The organism is Streptomyces canus (assembly GCF_030816965.1).
Lineage (GTDB): Bacteria > Actinomycetota > Actinomycetes > Streptomycetales > Streptomycetaceae > Streptomyces > Streptomyces canus_E.
The window spans coordinates 10,009,408-10,025,060 of record NZ_JAUSYQ010000002.1 but is presented as its reverse complement, the minus strand read 5'-3'; the positions used below and the strand labels follow the sequence as shown (position 1 = coordinate 10,025,060).

The window sequence follows — 15,653 nt, the reverse complement described above, 5'->3', positions numbered from 1 at the left end:
GTATGGCGGGCCAGTCGGGTGACGCTCCCGGGGGGGGGGAAGGTTCGGCTGTGCAGGCGGTTGTCGACAGAGCACCCTGTCAGGACCCGTACCCGATCCCCCTCAGGCGGCCGCCGCACTGCGAGTCATCCTGCGCCCGGCGGTCACGGCCGCTCCGGCCAGCGCGGCGGCTACAGCGGTCCTGCGCATCGCTGTGCGCCGCCGCCCGTGCCAGCCGCCGTGAACCGCGCCTTCTCCGGAAGCCGGTACGTGCAGCGCTCCGTGAGTGGCCGGGGCCGCTTCGTCGTGATCGAGATGACTCTTGTCCGTCTGGCGTGCCATCGTGCGCTCCGCGAGGCCGGGCATGATCCGGGACTGACGTACCAGGGCGCGGCCCGCCGGACCGACCACGACCTCGCGGCGAGGACGGTGAACGAGGTCGACGACCGCGTCGGCGACACGTTCCGGGGTGTAGACCGGCGGCATGGCGACAACCTTGCGCCCGGTGTAGTTCGCCGCCTGCTGGAAGTGTGGGGTGTCGATGGTCGCGGGCATCACCGTACACACGTGCACGCCCTTCATCCCCTCGACCCGCAACTGCTGCCGCAGGCTCGAACCGAGCCCCTGGACGGCGTGCTTGGACATGCTGTAGGGGTGGCTGTACGGCTGGGACACGGCACCCGCGATGGACGAGATGTTGATCAGCGTGCCCGTTCCTTGTTCCCGCATCACCCGCAACGCGGCGCGGGCTCCGTGCACGTAGCCCATCACGTTGACGTCCAGGACCTTGCGGAAGTCCTCCAGTGGCACGTCCTCGAAGCGGCCGAAGGCGTTGACTGCCGCGTTGTTCACCCAGACGTCGATCCGGCCGAACTCCGCCACCGCCCTCCGGGCGAGGTTCTCGACCGCTGCGGCGTCCGTCGTGTCCGTCGGAACGACCAGCGTCCGTGCCCCGCGATGCTTCTCGCACTCCTTGGCCGCCGCTTCCAGTGCCTCCTCGCGGCGCGCGGCCAGCACCACGGCGCAGCCCTTGCGGGCGAAGGCCTCGGCCGTGGCCCGTCCGATGCCGCTGGATGCTCCGGTCACCACCACGACGTGATCGCGCAGTCCCATGGGTACCTCCTCAGGTCTGCCGAGCCGGGCGCCCTGTAGCCCGCCTCCGTGGCACAACGGGTACCCGGCTGGCACCGAACCGACCTACGAGGCGGATGACACGCAAGCGCTTCAGCACGTGACCACCTGCCCGAGTGGACGGGAGCAGGCCGTGCGCGGTGGCGGCTGAAACCGACGGATCGGCCGCCGGCAGCACCTCGTCGCGGCCGTAGAACGCCCGAAGCGACGTTGACCATCTGGCCGTCGGCGTGCCTCGGACAGACCGGCGACGGCACGGCCGACTCGCCACAGTGGGCCTGGTCGATCCGTCCGTTCCGCATCCGCTGCTTGATCAGATGGTGTTCGGCCTCGCTGATCGTGCCCTTGCGACCGAACAGCATGCGGTCGTGGTGCTCGGCCGGGTCGTAGACGCCGTCCGGGTCGGCGAGCAGGGCTCCGGCCGGCGCACACAGTGCCGGCAACTGGTGCCGTTCCCGCCCGCTTCGGACCAGCCGGGATGTCGTGGATACCGGCTACACCACCGCCGTCCTGTTCCTGGCCGCGACCGAGCAGGGTATGGAACTGCTCGGTCCGCCCCCGCACGACAGCAGCCCGCGGTCCCGGCAGAATCAGGGCTGCCCGCGCCGACTTCACCCTCGACCGGGACACCGAGAGCGCCGTCTGCCCCGCGGGAACCGCAGTTTCGAGTGGTGGGAGCAGAAACACCACCGCAACGGCACTCCAGTGCTCGAGGTGTTCCTCTCCGCCGGGCATTGCCGCCCCTGCCCGAAACAGACACAGTGCACCAAGCCTCCGGCCGGCCGGCGGGGCAGAGGCATCACCTTCCTCCCACGCGAGCGCCACGACGCCCTCGAAGCCGCCCGCCAGGCCCAGTGGAGGGTCCGCTGCGCAATCCGGGCCGGCGTCGAAGGCAGCGTCTCCCGCGCCGTACGCGTGACAGGTATGCGCCGCACCCGCTACCGCAACGTGCCCACAACCCGCTTGGGCCACGTGTTCGCCGCCGCCGCGCTCAACACCATCCGCATCGACCGATGGCTCACCGGCACTCCGCTCGGCGCCAGCCGAACTCCCACTTCGAAGCCCTCATGCTCGCGGCCCGACAGCCGGATTCGCGGAATCCTCAGCAGAGTCCTGAAGGGCGGAGTACTGGACAAGTCAGAGGTAGACCGTTCGCGCGCCGTCCTCGTATGACCGTCAACGCGAGAAAAAAAGCCGCGGTCCGAGGGTCATACGCACGTGCCTCCCGCAGCGTCAACGACACGTAAGAACACGCCAGTTCGACCTCGCCCCGGGAGCATGCCGATGAAGCGCACCGACGCCCCACGCCGGACGGTGGTACCGCGTGGACGCACCACGCGACGCGCGATCACCACGGTGGGCGCGATCGCCGCGCTGGTTTCGCTCGCCCTGACCGGTTGCACGGCGGACACCGACGCGGCCCACCACACCTCGCCGGCCGCGAGGGCCGCCGCCACCGCGGCCGGCGAGAAGCTCACCTACGCCCAGGACCTGCGGATCGCCGACGCAGAGCAGCACCTGATCACGCTCTGCATGAGGAAACAGGGTTTCCGCTACTGGGAGGAAAAGCCGCTGAGCCTGGAGGAGAGCCGGCCGGTCGGCTACGTCCAGGACGACGTCGACTGGGCGCGCAGCCACGGCTACGGCAGCCGGATCATGGCGAAGGAGGACCGCGCCCGCCTGCGCAACCCCAACATCGCCTACCGCGAGTCCCTTTCCCGCTCGCGGCAGAATGCCTACGACATCGCGATGGACGGCGGCCGGGACGCCGTACTGCTGACGTCGCGGATGCCGTCCGGCGGCACGATCACCAAGCAGTCCGGCGGCTGCGTCGGCCAGGCCGAGAAGATGCTGTACGGCGATCCGGCGGCATGGTTCCGCGCCGACGTGACCGTCAGCAACCTGCGCCCCCTGTACGTCGGCAAGCTGCTGCGCGACAAGGAGTTCAAGGGCGCGATGGACGCCTGGTCGCGCTGTATGAGCAAGGCGGGCCATCCCTTCCCCGACCCCGACGCGGCCCGCCGATCCACGCGCGAGCACAGGGCGGACCAGACCCGGGCCGAGGAGGCAAGGAGCTTCGCGAACGAGACCCGGATCGCGGTCGCCGACGCCACCTGCGCCCGCTCCGTCTCCCTCCGCCTGACCGGCGAGCGGCGCGAGGCCCACTACGTCGGCGAACTGACCGCCAAGTACGGCCACGCCCTCGACGCCCACCTGCGGATGCGGCGGCAGGCCCTCGCCCGCGCCGAGCGCACAGTCCCCGCCCGCACCTGATCCGGGCCGCGCCGGCCCCCGACTTCCGTGACCCCGCGTCACGGACAGACCCCGCGACGACGCTCGCGGGCCGTCACCCCACCCACGCCTCCCATGAGGCGGAAGCAGAACAGGAATCCGTCATGCGCAAACTGACCGTCTCCCTTGCCACCCTGGGCCTCGCGGCTCTGGGCATCGCCATCCCGGCCGCCGCCCACGCGGGCCCCGGCTGCAACGCCAACTGGAACTCGCACGGCCGTGACGGCAACGTCCGCGCCTGGGACGGTACCGACTGCGGCGGGGAACTCCTCGGCGTCACCCCCGGCAACGACCCCGAGTGGGGTGACGGCTTCGGCCCCTTCCAGGGCAATGACGTGAACCGCGCCTCGTCCGTCATGAACAGCGGATTCGTCGGCGGCAAGGACGTCGTGGCCTTCTACTGGCGCGCGGATTACGACGACACGTCGTACGGCTGCCTCAAGCCGGGCGAGAAGTACGTGGACGACCTCAGCCGGAACCACTACACCAACAACGCGAACATGAACAACTCCATCGAGTCGCACGCCTGGGTGACCGCGAGCGCCTGCGCCCCGGGCTCCTTCATCAGCTGAAGCCCTTGTACCAGCCGTAGTTTCGTATCAGGTCACGGCCCGTCGGTATCCCTCCGGCGGGCCGTGCCGTCATGACCCGCTCGAGGCCGGTGTCCCCGGCGACGTGACGCCCGCTGATCGAAGTCATGCTGTAGTCGTCACATTCGAGGGAGTCGACCAAGGCGCAGATCACACCGTCCGCGCGAGAATGCCTTTGACGACTTCAACGAGATCATGATGTGCATCATCCTGGAAGCGGCCGCGCGACGATGTCAGGCCGCCGACGTCCAGCGGGCGCAGCCCGAGGCTCTCGATGAATGCCGCCACGCCCGCCTTGGCCTGCGCATTGTCGCCTACCCGGGAGGAGACGAGCATGGGCCGACTTGGACCCTGGACACCGATGACGGTCGAAGAGCGGCTCGACCGCATGGAATCGCCGGTCAAGATCCGCCAACTCCCCTACCGGTACGTGCCGGCACTCGACTCACGGGACATGGACGCCGTCGCAGACCTGTTCGTGGCCGACGTGCGGGTGGGACGCGACGCATCCGGCCGCGCGGCACTGCACCGCTGGTACACCGAGGCCATGCGAGCCTCGAGAACCACGATCCACCAGCTGACCAACCACATCGTGGACTTCGACGACGCCGACCACGCCAGCGGCGTCGTCTACTGCCGGGATCACCTCGAACGGCCCTCCACCGGCCATTGGGAGGTCGGGGAACTGCAGTACTGGGACAGCAACCTGCGCGTGAACGGCGAGTGGTGCTTCCGGCGGCGGAAGTTCCACCGCTGGTACCTGGCCGGCGCACTGTCCAGGCCCGCGCACGGCACCGGCGTGAACGACGGCAGCGACCCGCTGGGCGCCCGCCAGTTGCCCGAGTCCTTTCCGACCTGGGCGCCGTACCGGGACTCCGCCGACAGCCACCCTCCCCACGCCTGACCGCCCATGCCCTCCGACGCGCGGATGACACCGTGCGGACCGCACCCGCCGGGCCGGGAACGAGTTCCCCGGTCAGATCCCGCACCTCAACCGAGCGTGCGTTCGTCGCGTCGGCTCCCCTCTCATCGCGCGGCCGCTCCCCCGGTCCGGCCCCCGTCACGCGACGGGCGGGTTGAACCGGGAGTAGTTCAGGAGTTCCCATCGCAGCGGGCTGGCATTGTGGATCTCCACCACCGTGTCGATGGCGAACTCCACAACGCGCAGGGCCCCGGGGTACGCCGCGGCGCTGCGAGGATCCCGGTCGATCCGTCCCGTGCCGGTGAGTTGAAGGGTGTGGCCGCGCTCCCGTAACTCACCGCAGAAGCGAGGGTGTCGACGGGATCCGTCCGCTTTCGAGGTCGTTCGCGCGGATTTTCACACTCGGCTGCGCTCCTGTCCGAGCGCGACAAGAGGTGCGCCGGGGAACGAGCTATGCACCGTCGTCGCCCTCGCGCAGGGAATGGATCATGCTCTGCAGGATCCGGAACGCGGCTGACTGCTCGGTCTCGGTCATGCCGGACAGCATTCTGACCTCGACGGACCGGACCGCTACGGTCGCCTTCTCCAGGCTCCGTCGGCCGCGAGGCGTGAGCCGCGTGGGGAGAACCTTTCCGACGGGTGCCTCCGCGGGCCTGGTCACGTAGCCCTCTCGTTCCAGGGCCTGGAGCAGCACGTTCATCGACTGCCGTGTCACGAACGCGCCCCGCGCGAGCTCGGAGTTCGACAAGCCCGGCCGTTGGGCCAGCAGTTCGAGGCAGGAGTAGCGCGTCACGTTCATCCCGAGCGGCCGCAGCACCTCCTCCATGGCTGCGCGGAGGGCGCTCGACGCTTCTTTCAACAGGTACCCCAGTGACCTCTCAAGGTCGACACTGTCTTGATTCATGTCAGCATTCTGACATAGGGTGACCTGTGTCAGAAAGCTGACACGAAAAGAAGGAGCATCGTCATGCCCGCCACCGGCCCCGACTTCATCTCACTCCAAGCGCGCGACCTCGACGCTTCGCAGGCCTTCTACGAGCAGTACCTCGGCCTCGTCCGCTCGCAGGCCGGACCTCCGCACGCCGTCGTCTTCGAGACGAAGCCGATCGCATTCGCACTCCGCGACGTCGTTCCCGGCACCGACCTCGCATCCGTCGCTCAGCCCGGCATCGGTGCCGCGATCTGGCTCCACGCCACCGACGTCCAGGCCATCCACGACGCGCTCGTCGCCGACGGCCACACCATCGTCTCCGCACCGATCGACGGCCCCTTCGGTCGGACCTTCACCTTCGCCGACCCCGACGGCTACCAGGTCACACTCCACGACCGCGCCTGACAGGCCAAACGCCCGGGCGGCCACCGGCCCCCAGGCCCGCGGTTGCGCCCGAGGCTCGAGCATGGAGTGGACGGAGTTGTCGGCGTACACCCAACTGCTCAGCCGCGTACACGTGAACGTGCCCGGCCGAGTGCCGCGCCATCGCGGAGCAGACGGCCCGGCAGCGTCGTCACACTGTGCGCCACGACGGTAGATCGGCGGAGCCGGAAACGTGTGTGACAAAGCCACGAGCCTTTGGCACGATCGCTCAGTTGTCCTGCCCTACACGATTCTGGGGGAACGCCACGGCCGTCAATGACGAGCTCGCTCCGGCCTGGTTGCCGTGGTCTGCCGTCGATCCCGACCTCATCGCCTTCGACTGGAACGATGAGGAGAGCTCTCAGCTCGCCACAGTGATCGCCTCGATGGTTCCTCCTGCCGGTGCCGGGTGGGAGGAGAGACACCGCTTCACCACCGAGGTGACGGCGCTTCTGGCAGCCCGATACGGCCGATGGGCCTGCGGATGGCATTGGGCGGTCGGCGAGGGCGGTGGCGGTGGCGTCGTCACCAGCTGGTGCTGCACTTCCCATTCCGTGGGCGAGTCCGCAGCGACGGCCGCCAAGGTGGTCGCGTCGCTGCTGGAATGGCGCGACTGGCTGGAGGAGCTGGCCGAGCGGTTCGCACAGTTGGCGCCGCCCGCCGGGGCGGATGCCGAGGAACACAGCTGGCACCTGGAACGGGCGACTACCCGGCTGGTGACGGTGGTCGTGGACCGCACAGGTGCCGAATCCGGCTGGTACGGGCTCTGCCGCACGGTGCTGACGTGGTTCCTCTCGTCCACGGGCATGTGTCTGGAGATCGCAAAGAATGCGGTCGACGCCGCGATCGGTGGACGGTTCAAGAGCTGGACGGCGCCGTCGCGGACCTTGGTCGACGGCGTGGGAGAGGATCTCGCCGTGGGCCTGACCGGTGAGAAGCCTTATCGTGACCGCTGACGCCTTGGCTGCCTGGTGCCGTGTCAGAAACCAGATCGACTGGGCTTTCGCGGTCGGTGAGACGCCGGCCCCGGTCGAGGCGGCCGTGGACGGCTTCGGCATCTGGTGCGGTGCGGGGGACCATTCCTCGAATCCGGCTCGTGGCGACCGATTGCTCGCGGCGCTGGCTCGGTCGCGCGCAGACGCTTCCCGCAAGCGCCCCCTCACCTGCGCGCTTCTGGCTGAATGGCAGCGGCTTGTCCTTGGCAATCCTGAGGTCGCGTTCCGACAAGGCGATGCTTTCGCCAAGGGCGGCCGGGAACGCTACGCACTTACGCCGCACACCCAGCGGGACTTTGAACACTGTCTGCGCGAGAGCTCTGACCCGCGAGTCCCCCTGGCCTCCCGTGCGGCCAGGGCCTACCTGGACGTGGCCTTCTTTCATCCCTTCCCGGATGGCAACGCCCGCCTTGCCATGCTCACCCTCGCCTATGTCCTGGAGCTGGAGGGAGTTCGGCTGGATCAGGCCGGCCCCTTGCAGACCACGCGTTACGCGGACGACGCCGCCGGCGCGGCAGACCTGGCCGCCCTGGTCTCCGTCCTCATCCGCTCGACCCATCGACGGGCGCCCAGAGCCGGTCACTGAGAGCGCAACCTCTCCTCAGGTTCTCTTGACCAGTCTGGCCAGGAGCTTTACGCCGACAAGAGCGTGACGTCGAGGCTGGCTGGTCGTGGTTCAGCGCGGAGGGACAGAGGTCGAGATCGAGGAGCTTCAGGGCACGGGCGTCGAGATCGTGCGGCCGCTGGTGAAGGCGCCGTGGGGGCTGATCAAGATGTGGATCGCGGATCCGGACGGGACGCGGATCGTGCTGGTCGAGGTGCCGGCCGACCATCCGATCGGGTATCGGCCGGGCATCCGACCTCAGCCCGGCCGGTGCTCCCAGCGGCGGTCGGTGCGGGTCAGTTCACGGAAGCCGGCCGAGGTCAGGTGGTCGAGCGCCGTCTTGTCGGTCGAGGGTGCGTAGGCGAGGAGACGGTCCGCCCCGCACAGGCGCAGCCAGTCGGCGGCCTGGGCGAGCAGCCAGTGCTCCAGGCCCTTGCCGTACGCCCCCGGGTCGATGTGCAGGTTGCCGATGTCGGCGAGGCCGGCGGTGCGGGCGTGCCGTTCCGGGCGGGCCAGGGAGGTGTCGACCTCGATGAAGCCTAGGGCGCGCCCGTCGGCGTACGCGGTGAGACGGGTGCCGCACTCCCCCAGCGTGCGCTGGACCGTGGTGCCGGGGCGGGCCTCGACGGACGGCAGGTCGGGCACCCGCGCGATCAGGATCACCTCCGTGTCGCCGACGTGCCTGAAGCCCGCGCGTTCGAACGCGGCACGGATGTGCGGCCAGGTGCGGGGCAGGCCGTACACCGCGGGGGCGGGCACCTCTCCGCCGGCGTACCGGGCGCGTACGTTCCACCGGGCGAGCTGGGCCAGGCAGGCGCCCATCAGCAGGTCGGCGGCCTCGTCGGCGTCCGGCCGGAAGGAGGCCGCCGGATGGCACAGGAACCAGTCGATCTCACCGATGTCCCGGTAGGACTCGCCGACCTCCGGACCGGACCGGTAGCGCAGCAGATGCGCGGCGGCGATCACGTGGGCGCGCTGCTCGGCGACGAGGGTGACGCGTTCACTCACCCACGGGTCGGTGATGAACTCGTCGGGCTGCCGCTCCAGGGCGCTGAGCACCGTGTTGGTCGAGACGGAGACGCCGGGGACGACGGCGGAGACATGCGCGTTGACCAGGTCGGTGAGCTGGTCGCGGTCGTTGCGGCGGAAGGGGCGCACCGTGAGCGCGGGCATGCGGGGACCTCCGGGTCCTGAGTGGTGTGCGCTGGAGGCCGCCATGCGGTGCGGTACGGGGCGAGGGTACGGCGGTCCGCGCGCCGCGCGCCACCCTGTTGCCGCCGGATGCCGGGACCAGGGCCCGGGCTTAGCGTGGTGGAGGGGCCGCAGAGCAGCTCGCTCCGGGAGGAACACCATGAAGCTCGACAAGCCGGTGACCGGCGGCCCCTGCTGGACCGAGCTGGGGACCGACGACATGGAGGCTGCCAAGGGGTTCTACGCGGAGCTGTTCGGCTGGCGCTCCGAGACGGATCCGCGCGCGGAGGCCGGGGGCTACACCGTCGCGCACCTCGGCGACGCGGCGGTCGCGGCACTGACCCCGCTGTATCAGGAGTCGCAGCCGGTGGCCTGGAACGTGTCGTTCGCGGTGACGGACGCCGACGCCGCCGCGCGAAAGGTGACCGAGGCCGGGGGCACGGTCCTGGTCGAACCGATGGACGTGTTCGACGTGGGCCGCTTCACCGTGGCCCTCGATCCGGCCGGCGCCGCCTTCCAGCTCTGGCAGGCCCGGTCCTTCCCGGGCGCGGGACTGTTCAACGCGCCCGGTTCGCTGGGCTGGGTGGAACTGCTGACACGGGCCCCCGAGCGGGCCGAGGCCTTCTACACGTCGGTGTTCGGCTGGAGCGTCAACGCCTCGGAGCACTACACGCAGTGGGGTCTGGACGGCGCCGACTTCGGCGGCATGGTGACCATGGACGACAAGTTCCCGCCCGAGGTGCCGCCGCACTGGCTGCCGTACTTCGCCGTCGAGGACGTGGACGCCACCACGGCCGGCGCGACCTCGGCGGGTGGCACCGTCCTCATGGAACCCACCTCTGTCCCCGACGGCCCCCGGATCGCCGTTCTGCGGGACCCGCAGGGAGCGGTGTTCGGCGTGTACCTCGCGGAGGACGACGGCTGAGAGAAGGGAACACGAGGCACCGAGGCGATGAGGCAACGGAATAACGGGATGCGGACGGTCGCCGGGGCCGTATAGCGTCCCGGGCGTGCGTTGATCCTCGGTGCGGCGGCACATGACCGCCGCGGACGGAGCGACCACCCTCCCGTCGGCACGACGGCAGGGGCGGTCCGCGTTTCCCCGCCCTCCTCGCACCCGGGAGATCCCCATGACGCACGTGACTCCCCAACCCCCGCTGTCCTACGACGAGTTCCTCGCCCGCGCCACCACTGACCCGGGCGTCGCCGGCCTCCTGCTGAAGGGCTCGCGCGCCCACGACGGCATGACCACCGAGCACTCCGACCACGACGTGTACGTCATCCTCGCCGGTGGGTCCTCGAGCGGACTCGCGGCACTGGACGGCCATCGCTCCGCGGACCTCGACCTCGTCGTCACCACGGTCGACGGTCTGCGCCGACTCGGCGGCTGGGAGCGGTACGCCCTCGCCCGTGCCCGGGTCCTGCTCGACCGGCTCGACGGGGAGATCGCGGACATCGTCGCCGCCAAGGCGCTGCTGAGCGAGGACGAGGCGTTCCACGCGGCGGCCGGCCCGCTTGACGCCTACGCCAACTCGCTTTACCGGTCCGTCAAGAACGCCCGCGACGGCCGACCGCTCGCCGCCCGGCTGGACGCCGCCGACAGCATGGGGCAGTTGCTGGAGCTGCTGTTCGCACTCGACCGGCGTCCACGGCCCTACAACAAGTACCTGGTGTGGGAACTGGAGCGGTTCCCCCTGCCCGGGTGGGAGACGGACGCCCTGCTGGATGCCATCGGACACATCGCGGCCACGGGTGCGGTGGGGCTCCAGCAGCAGCTGTTCGCGCGGGTCGAGGAGGTAGCACGGCGGGCCGGTCACGGCCCCACACTCGACGCGTGGGGCGACGACCTACGGCTCATGCGACCCCGGGAACCCGGGTCCGGAACGGTGTCACGCGGCTTCAGCATCACCTTCTGATTCGTGGGCCGTTCGACGCGTATCGTCCGGACATGGACACCACTGCTTCACCCCGCGTTCTCGTCATCGGACTTGATCCGTATCGGGTGCCCGGGCCGTGGGATCCCGAGCCGGTGGCCAAGGCGATCGAGGCGGGACTGACCAAGTTCGCCGAACACGGCGTGGGCGTGGAGACCTGTCTCATCGGCCTTGACGGAAGTGACGACGTGGAAGTGGTCGTCGGGAACGCGCTGCGGGCACACCCGTGGGAGTGCGTCACCGTCGGCGGTGGCCTGCGGCACTCGGACGACCAGGTCGGACTCCTCGAGCAGGTCATCAACCTGATTCGGCGGTACGCGCCCGATGCGGCCATCGCGTTCAACAGCACCCCGGACACCATCTTGAGTCTCTTCTTGTCAAGATTTGGTCGGGCAGATGTAGGGGGTTTCAGAGGCATTTTGGGGGTCCCGGGGGCCGCCCAGATGCGTCCCGAACGGCGATCAGGCCATGCCCTCCCGCATGGGTGACCATGGCTGCGACCGTGGTGGGCCCCAGCACTGTGGCCGCATCCGCGAACTGTGTGAGCTGCGGCATTGCGGGCGGGAGCGGCCGGCCCACACGATGTGGCGGACTGCAGGCATCAAGGAAAGCAGCTCATCATGGGTGATCATGTGCATGTGAGACTCAGTCAGGGACTGAGCGTGTCCGAACAAGGGGAACTGGTCGAGTACTCGCGCTGCCGGTGCGGTGCCACGTTCACCAAGGTGTTCGACGCCGACAGCGGGGAGCCGGAGTAACCCGAGCCCTTTCTGACGCGCACCCGCGCCAACGGCCTTGTACTTCTCCGCTTCCTTCGCATGCCATCGGCTGCACCGTCGTGCGGCGAAGGTTGGGCTCCGGCACCGTCGCTTGCGTCTGGCGGGCTTCCCTCGGCGGGTGATCTCGGCGCGGGTCTCGCAAGATGATCCCGGCCACCCGGCCACCGGGCCACGGGGAAACGGCTTCCACCCTGCCTCAGGGCAGGACATGGGTACCGGCGAGCTGCACTCGCCTACTTCGGCGATCATTGCGACGGCATGTGACATGGCGGCGGCAGCAGGTGCATGGCTACCCGATCATGGCGAGCACATCGACGCCGGCGTGCTGAAGCGTGCGCTGGACGATGCGCCGTGCGCCGCGAACCCGGACCTTTAGTGGTCGCCGGAAGGCAGGTGGCCGCTCGCCGCAGAGCATAGGCGCAGGCCATGTCCACGCTGGTGAGGTCTTTCATGCCCAGCAGCAGTCCCCCATCTTCGAGGGGTGTCCCGCATCGAGCAGCCGGCCTGAGACCACCGCACCCGCGCCGCGCGGCGCGACCGCTCACCCAAGGCGTCGGGAGGCCCGCTGGAGCAATGCCCTCAGCAGGGCCGTCTCCTCCGCACCGAGAGCGGACACGATGCCCTCCTGCTCCTCTTCGACCGCCGCCGTCCACCGGGTCAGCGCCTCGTTGCCCCGCTCGGACGCGAAGACCAGCACGCGCCGCCGGTCCTGGTCGTCGACCCGGCGCAGGACGAGGTTCAGGGAGACCATGCGGTCGACGACCTTGGTCAGGGTGGGCGCGGACAGCAGCGCGAACTCGGCGATCTCGGTCATGGCACGGCCTTCGCCGTCGCCCAGGAACGACAGCACCCGCCACTCCTCGAGCGTGCCGCCCTCGGCCTTCAGCGCCTCACCGAGCCGCAGGACGACGCTGCGCTCGACGAGAGTGAGCGCACGCGCGAGGTCGAGATCGGCTACGGCCGCCGGGGTGGTCGTGGTCATCGCCCTGCCAGAGTCGTCGTGATCTACGGGTGGAGTGATTCCACGATACAGTCCTTTCCTTATCGCTGTGAAATATTCCCGTAGCAAGCAATGGCTAGGGTGAGCGCCTATGATCGAGAAGGCGTCTGTCCGGCTCGGCGCCCCGGCGAACCGGGCCCGTGACGCACTGGATGTCGCCCTGGTGATACCGCTCCAGGGCCCGGCCGGCATCTTCGGCCCCTCCTGCGAGTGCTGCGCCCAGCTCGCGGCCGAGGAGGTCAACGCCGCATCGGGCGTACTGGGCAGGGAAGTGCGCCTGGTGCTCGTCGACGGCGGCGCGCCGCCCGAGCAGGTGGCCACGGAGGTCGACGCACTGATCTCCGGAGGCGTCGTCGACGCGGTGGCCGGCTGGCACATCTCCGCCGTCCGCGAGGTCGTCGCCCCGCGCATCGACGGCCGTGTGCCCTACGTCTACACGGCGCTGTACGAGGGCGGCGAGCGCTCCCCGGGTGTCTTCCTCACCGGTGAGACCCCGAACCGTCAACTGCGGCCCGCGCTGCGGTGGTTCGCGAGCGAACTGGACATCCGCCGCTGGACGATCGTCGGCGACGACTACGTCTGGCCCCGCTCGTCGGCCCGCGCCGCCCACCGCTATCTGCGCGAACTGGGCGGCGAGGTCTGTGACGAGATGTATGTGCCGCTGGGTACCCAGGACTTCGGGCCCGTCCTCGCGCGAGTCGCGGCAAGCGGCTGCGAGGCCGTGCTGATGCTGCTGATCGGGCAGGACGCCGTCCTCTTCAACCGCGCCTTCACCGCGGCCGGGCTGGACCGCGACCTCATCCGGTTCAGTTCCCTGATCGAGGAGAACGTCCTGCTGGCCACCGGACCGGAGAACACCCGGGGCCTGATGACCTCGGCCGGCTACTTCGAGGACCTGCCGACCGCGTCCGGGCTCGACTTCGCCGCCGCCTACTTCCGCCGGTTCGGCCCCGGCGCACCGGTGCTCAACAGCCTCGGCGAGTCGTGCTACGAGGGCGTGCGCATGCTCACCGAACTGCTGCGCCGGGCGGGCGACACGGATGTGCGGCGCATCCAGGCGACCGCCGAGGGGCTGGAGTACGAGAGCCCCCGCGGCACGGTCCAGATCCGTGACCGCCACCTTGAGCAGCGGGTTTTCCTCGCGGCCGCCGACGGGCTGCGCTGGGACGTGCTGCAGCAACTTCCCTGACCCGCGGGGAGTTCTTTTTTACCTGTGCGCAACACGCGACCCTCTTGCCCATTTGCTTCGGATGGAAATACTTTTTTCTCGAAGCTTTTGGAGGTTGACAGCCCATGGCCACGTATCAGTACCGCTGTGCGGCCTGCGGCCCCTTCGACGTGGTCCGGCCGATCGGCCGGGCTCTCGCCGAGGAGCCGTGCGAGAGCTGCGCAGGCCCGGCCCGCCGGGTCTTCACCGCCCCGCTGCTCGCCCGCACCTCCGCTCCGCTGGCCCGTGCCCTGCATGCCCAGGAGGCCAGTGCCCATGAGCCGCGGGTCGTCACCGACGTGCCCCCGGCCCGCCGCCGGCCGATCCCGGCGGCCGATCCCCGTCAGGCCGGGCTCCCCAAGCCCTGATCCCCGCACGCACCACGCAGTACCGGATTACGGAGGCATTCCATGCCCGAAGTCGTCTTCAGTGTCGACCAGGCCCTGTCCATGCGTGACCAGAAAGTGCCCGGCCACAACCGCTGGCACCCCGACATCCCGCCCGCCGTCACGGTGCGGCCCGGCTCGGAGTTCCGTATCGAGTGCCGGGACTGGACCGACAACCAGATCGGGAACAACGACTCCGCCAACGACGTCCGCGACGTCGACCTCACCCACGCGCACATGCTCAGCGGCCCCATCGCCGTGGAGGGCGCCGAACCCGGTGACCTGCTCGTCGTGGACATCCTCGACCTGGGCCCCGTGCCGCAGGCGGAGGGCGAAGGCTCGGGGCAGGGCTGGGGCTACACCGGCGTCTTCGCCCGCGACAACGGCGGCGGATTCCTCACCGACCACTTCCCCGACTCCTACAAGGCCGTCTGGGACTTCCACGGCCAGCAGGCCACCTCCCGGCACATTCCCGGCGTCCGCTACACCGGGATCACCCATCCCGGCCTCTTCGGCACCGCGCCCTCAGCCGAACTGCTGGCCCGCTGGAACGCCCGTGAGCAGGCCCTCATCGACACCGACCCGCACCGGGTGCCGGCTCTCGCGCTGCCACCCCTCGCCGACAACGCCCTGGCCGGAACGGCGAGCGACGACGTCGGCAGGCGGATCGCCACCGAGGGCGCCCGTACCGTCCCGGCCCGGGAGAACGGCGGCAACCACGACATCAAGAACTTCACCCGCGGCTCCCGGGTCTTCTACCCCGTCCTCGTCCCCGGCGCTCTGCTCTCCGGCGGCGACCTGCACTTCAGCCAGGGCGACGGCGAGATCACCTTCTGCGGCGCCATCGAGATGGGCGGCTTCATCGACCTGCACGTCGACCTCATCAAGGGCGGCATGGAGAAGTACGGCGTCACGACCAACCCGATCTTCATGCCCGGCAACGTCGCCCCGCAGTACACCGAGTTCATCTCGTTCGTCGGCATCTCCGTCGACCATGAGACCGACACGAACCACTACCTCGACGCGACGATGGCGTACCGCAACGCCTGCCTCAACGCCGTCGAGTATCTGAAAACCTTCGGCTACAGCGGCGAACAGGCCTACCTGCTGCTCGGTTCCGCCCCGATCGAGGGCCGCCTCAGCGGCGTCGTGGACATCCCGAACGCATGCAGCACCCTCTACCTCCCCACGGCGATCTTCGACTTCGACATCCGGCCGACGGCCGAAGGGCCGCGGAAGGCCGACCGCGGCCAGTGCGCCGTCACCTCCTGACGAGCAGTTCTCCTGAA

General features: G+C 69.6%; 19 protein-coding genes and 2 pseudogenes. 14 read left to right on the top strand and 7 right to left on the bottom strand.

What is annotated here, in order from left to right:
- Nucleotides 1-102: 102 nt before the first annotated feature.
- Both QF027_RS46870 and QF027_RS46865 read right to left on the bottom strand, forming a co-directional pair.
- Nucleotides 103-1,092 carry an SDR family oxidoreductase gene (locus QF027_RS46870; protein ID WP_307081706.1) on the bottom strand — a complete coding sequence of 330 codons (990 nt, stop codon included), beginning with the start codon at nucleotides 1,090-1,092 and terminating at the stop codon, nucleotides 103-105.
- On the bottom strand, nucleotides 1,062-1,553 hold the full coding sequence (locus QF027_RS46865; RefSeq protein WP_307081704.1) for a hypothetical protein: 492 nt from the start codon (nucleotides 1,551-1,553) through the stop codon (nucleotides 1,062-1,064). Before QF027_RS46865 ends, QF027_RS46870 begins: the two co-directional genes overlap by 31 nt.
- Before the next feature lie 40 nt (nucleotides 1,554-1,593).
- Between QF027_RS46865 and QF027_RS46860 the strand changes: the two genes are divergently transcribed.
- From QF027_RS46860 to QF027_RS46850, 3 genes are all read left to right on the top strand, one after another.
- Nucleotides 1,594-2,283, top strand: coding sequence for a transposase (locus tag QF027_RS46860; protein WP_307081701.1), 690 nt, complete (start codon nucleotides 1,594-1,596; stop codon nucleotides 2,281-2,283).
- A 111-nt stretch (nucleotides 2,284-2,394) separates the two neighbouring features.
- Complete coding sequence (locus QF027_RS46855; RefSeq protein ID WP_307081699.1) at nucleotides 2,395-3,384, top strand: hypothetical protein; 990 nt, start codon at nucleotides 2,395-2,397, stop codon at nucleotides 3,382-3,384.
- Between the two features lie 122 nt (nucleotides 3,385-3,506).
- Nucleotides 3,507-3,974, top strand: a complete 468-nt coding sequence (locus tag QF027_RS46850; protein ID WP_306972754.1) for a hypothetical protein — start codon at nucleotides 3,507-3,509, stop codon at nucleotides 3,972-3,974.
- Here the strand turns inward: QF027_RS46850 and QF027_RS46845 are convergent.
- Together QF027_RS46845 and QF027_RS46840 are read right to left on the bottom strand one after the other, a co-directional pair.
- On the bottom strand, nucleotides 3,967-4,101 hold the full coding sequence (locus QF027_RS46845; protein WP_306972755.1) for a hypothetical protein: 135 nt from the start codon (nucleotides 4,099-4,101) through the stop codon (nucleotides 3,967-3,969). The two genes, QF027_RS46850 and QF027_RS46845, sit on opposite strands and share 8 nt — an antisense overlap.
- Before the next feature lie 125 nt (nucleotides 4,102-4,226).
- Nucleotides 4,227-4,307: pseudogene (locus tag QF027_RS46840) on the bottom strand (NADP oxidoreductase); the annotation flags it as partial.
- Between the two features lie 19 nt (nucleotides 4,308-4,326).
- Here QF027_RS46840 and QF027_RS46835 point away from each other — a divergent pair.
- Nucleotides 4,327-4,896: a nuclear transport factor 2 family protein gene (locus QF027_RS46835; RefSeq protein ID WP_307081697.1), complete on the top strand. Its 570-nt coding sequence runs from the start codon at nucleotides 4,327-4,329 to the stop codon at nucleotides 4,894-4,896.
- A gap of 469 nt (nucleotides 4,897-5,365) precedes the next feature.
- Here the strand turns inward: QF027_RS46835 and QF027_RS46830 are convergent, their stop codons facing one another.
- The gene (locus QF027_RS46830) at nucleotides 5,366-5,818 is read right to left on the bottom strand and encodes a MarR family winged helix-turn-helix transcriptional regulator (RefSeq protein ID WP_307081695.1); all 453 of its coding nucleotides are present in this window, start codon (nucleotides 5,816-5,818) and stop codon (nucleotides 5,366-5,368) included.
- A gap of 63 nt (nucleotides 5,819-5,881) precedes the next feature.
- On the opposite strand from QF027_RS46830, the gene QF027_RS46825 reads away from it, so the two are divergent.
- The 4 genes and pseudogenes from QF027_RS46825 to QF027_RS46810 form a co-directional block, all read left to right on the top strand.
- Nucleotides 5,882-6,250, top strand: a complete 369-nt coding sequence (locus QF027_RS46825; RefSeq protein WP_020549970.1) for a VOC family protein — start codon at nucleotides 5,882-5,884, stop codon at nucleotides 6,248-6,250.
- 215 nt (nucleotides 6,251-6,465) lie between these two features.
- Nucleotides 6,466-7,224 (top strand): hypothetical protein, encoded by a 759-nt coding sequence (locus QF027_RS46820; RefSeq protein ID WP_307081687.1) that lies wholly within the window; start codon nucleotides 6,466-6,468, stop codon nucleotides 7,222-7,224.
- Nucleotides 7,214-7,849 (top strand): Fic family protein, encoded by a 636-nt coding sequence (locus tag QF027_RS46815; protein WP_306972760.1) that lies wholly within the window; start codon nucleotides 7,214-7,216, stop codon nucleotides 7,847-7,849. Before QF027_RS46820 ends, QF027_RS46815 begins: the two co-directional genes overlap by 11 nt.
- 118 nt (nucleotides 7,850-7,967) lie before the next feature.
- Nucleotides 7,968-8,120, top strand: a pseudogene (locus QF027_RS46810) (VOC family protein); the annotation flags it as partial.
- Between the two features lie 5 nt (nucleotides 8,121-8,125).
- Here QF027_RS46810 and QF027_RS46805 read toward each other — a convergent pair.
- Nucleotides 8,126-9,040 carry an N-acetyltransferase gene (locus tag QF027_RS46805; RefSeq protein WP_307081685.1) on the bottom strand — a complete coding sequence of 305 codons (915 nt, stop codon included), beginning with the start codon at nucleotides 9,038-9,040 and terminating at the stop codon, nucleotides 8,126-8,128.
- A gap of 178 nt (nucleotides 9,041-9,218) precedes the next feature.
- On the opposite strand from QF027_RS46805, the gene QF027_RS46800 reads away from it, so the two are divergent.
- The 3 genes from QF027_RS46800 to QF027_RS46790 all read left to right on the top strand — a co-directional run bounded on the left by QF027_RS46800 (nucleotide 9,219) and on the right by QF027_RS46790 (nucleotide 11,480).
- Nucleotides 9,219-9,983 carry a VOC family protein gene (locus QF027_RS46800; protein ID WP_306972762.1) on the top strand — a complete coding sequence of 255 codons (765 nt, stop codon included), beginning with the start codon at nucleotides 9,219-9,221 and terminating at the stop codon, nucleotides 9,981-9,983.
- Between the two features lie 205 nt (nucleotides 9,984-10,188).
- Complete coding sequence (locus QF027_RS46795; RefSeq protein WP_307081683.1) at nucleotides 10,189-10,974, top strand: hypothetical protein; 786 nt, start codon at nucleotides 10,189-10,191, stop codon at nucleotides 10,972-10,974.
- Between the two features lie 32 nt (nucleotides 10,975-11,006).
- Nucleotides 11,007-11,480, top strand: coding sequence for a hypothetical protein (locus QF027_RS46790; protein ID WP_307081681.1), 474 nt, complete (start codon nucleotides 11,007-11,009; stop codon nucleotides 11,478-11,480).
- A gap of 832 nt (nucleotides 11,481-12,312) precedes the next feature.
- Here QF027_RS46790 and QF027_RS46785 read toward each other — a convergent pair.
- The gene (locus QF027_RS46785) at nucleotides 12,313-12,753 is read right to left on the bottom strand and encodes a MarR family winged helix-turn-helix transcriptional regulator (protein WP_306972765.1); all 441 of its coding nucleotides are present in this window, start codon (nucleotides 12,751-12,753) and stop codon (nucleotides 12,313-12,315) included.
- A 109-nt stretch (nucleotides 12,754-12,862) separates the two neighbouring features.
- Between QF027_RS46785 and QF027_RS46780 the strand changes: the two genes are divergently transcribed.
- The 3 genes from QF027_RS46780 (at nucleotide 12,863) to fmdA (ending at nucleotide 15,636) form a co-directional block, all read left to right on the top strand.
- The gene (locus QF027_RS46780) at nucleotides 12,863-13,960 is read left to right on the top strand and encodes a substrate-binding domain-containing protein (protein ID WP_059203778.1); all 1,098 of its coding nucleotides are present in this window, start codon (nucleotides 12,863-12,865) and stop codon (nucleotides 13,958-13,960) included.
- Nucleotides 13,961-14,064: 104 nt separating this feature from the next.
- Nucleotides 14,065-14,346 (top strand): FmdB family zinc ribbon protein, encoded by a 282-nt coding sequence (locus QF027_RS46775; protein ID WP_307081680.1) that lies wholly within the window; start codon nucleotides 14,065-14,067, stop codon nucleotides 14,344-14,346.
- 42 nt (nucleotides 14,347-14,388) lie between these two features.
- Entirely contained in the window at nucleotides 14,389-15,636 is a 1,248-nt protein-coding gene (gene fmdA, locus QF027_RS46770) for a formamidase (RefSeq protein WP_307081678.1), read from the top strand.
- Nucleotides 15,637-15,653: the final 17 nt, after the last annotated feature.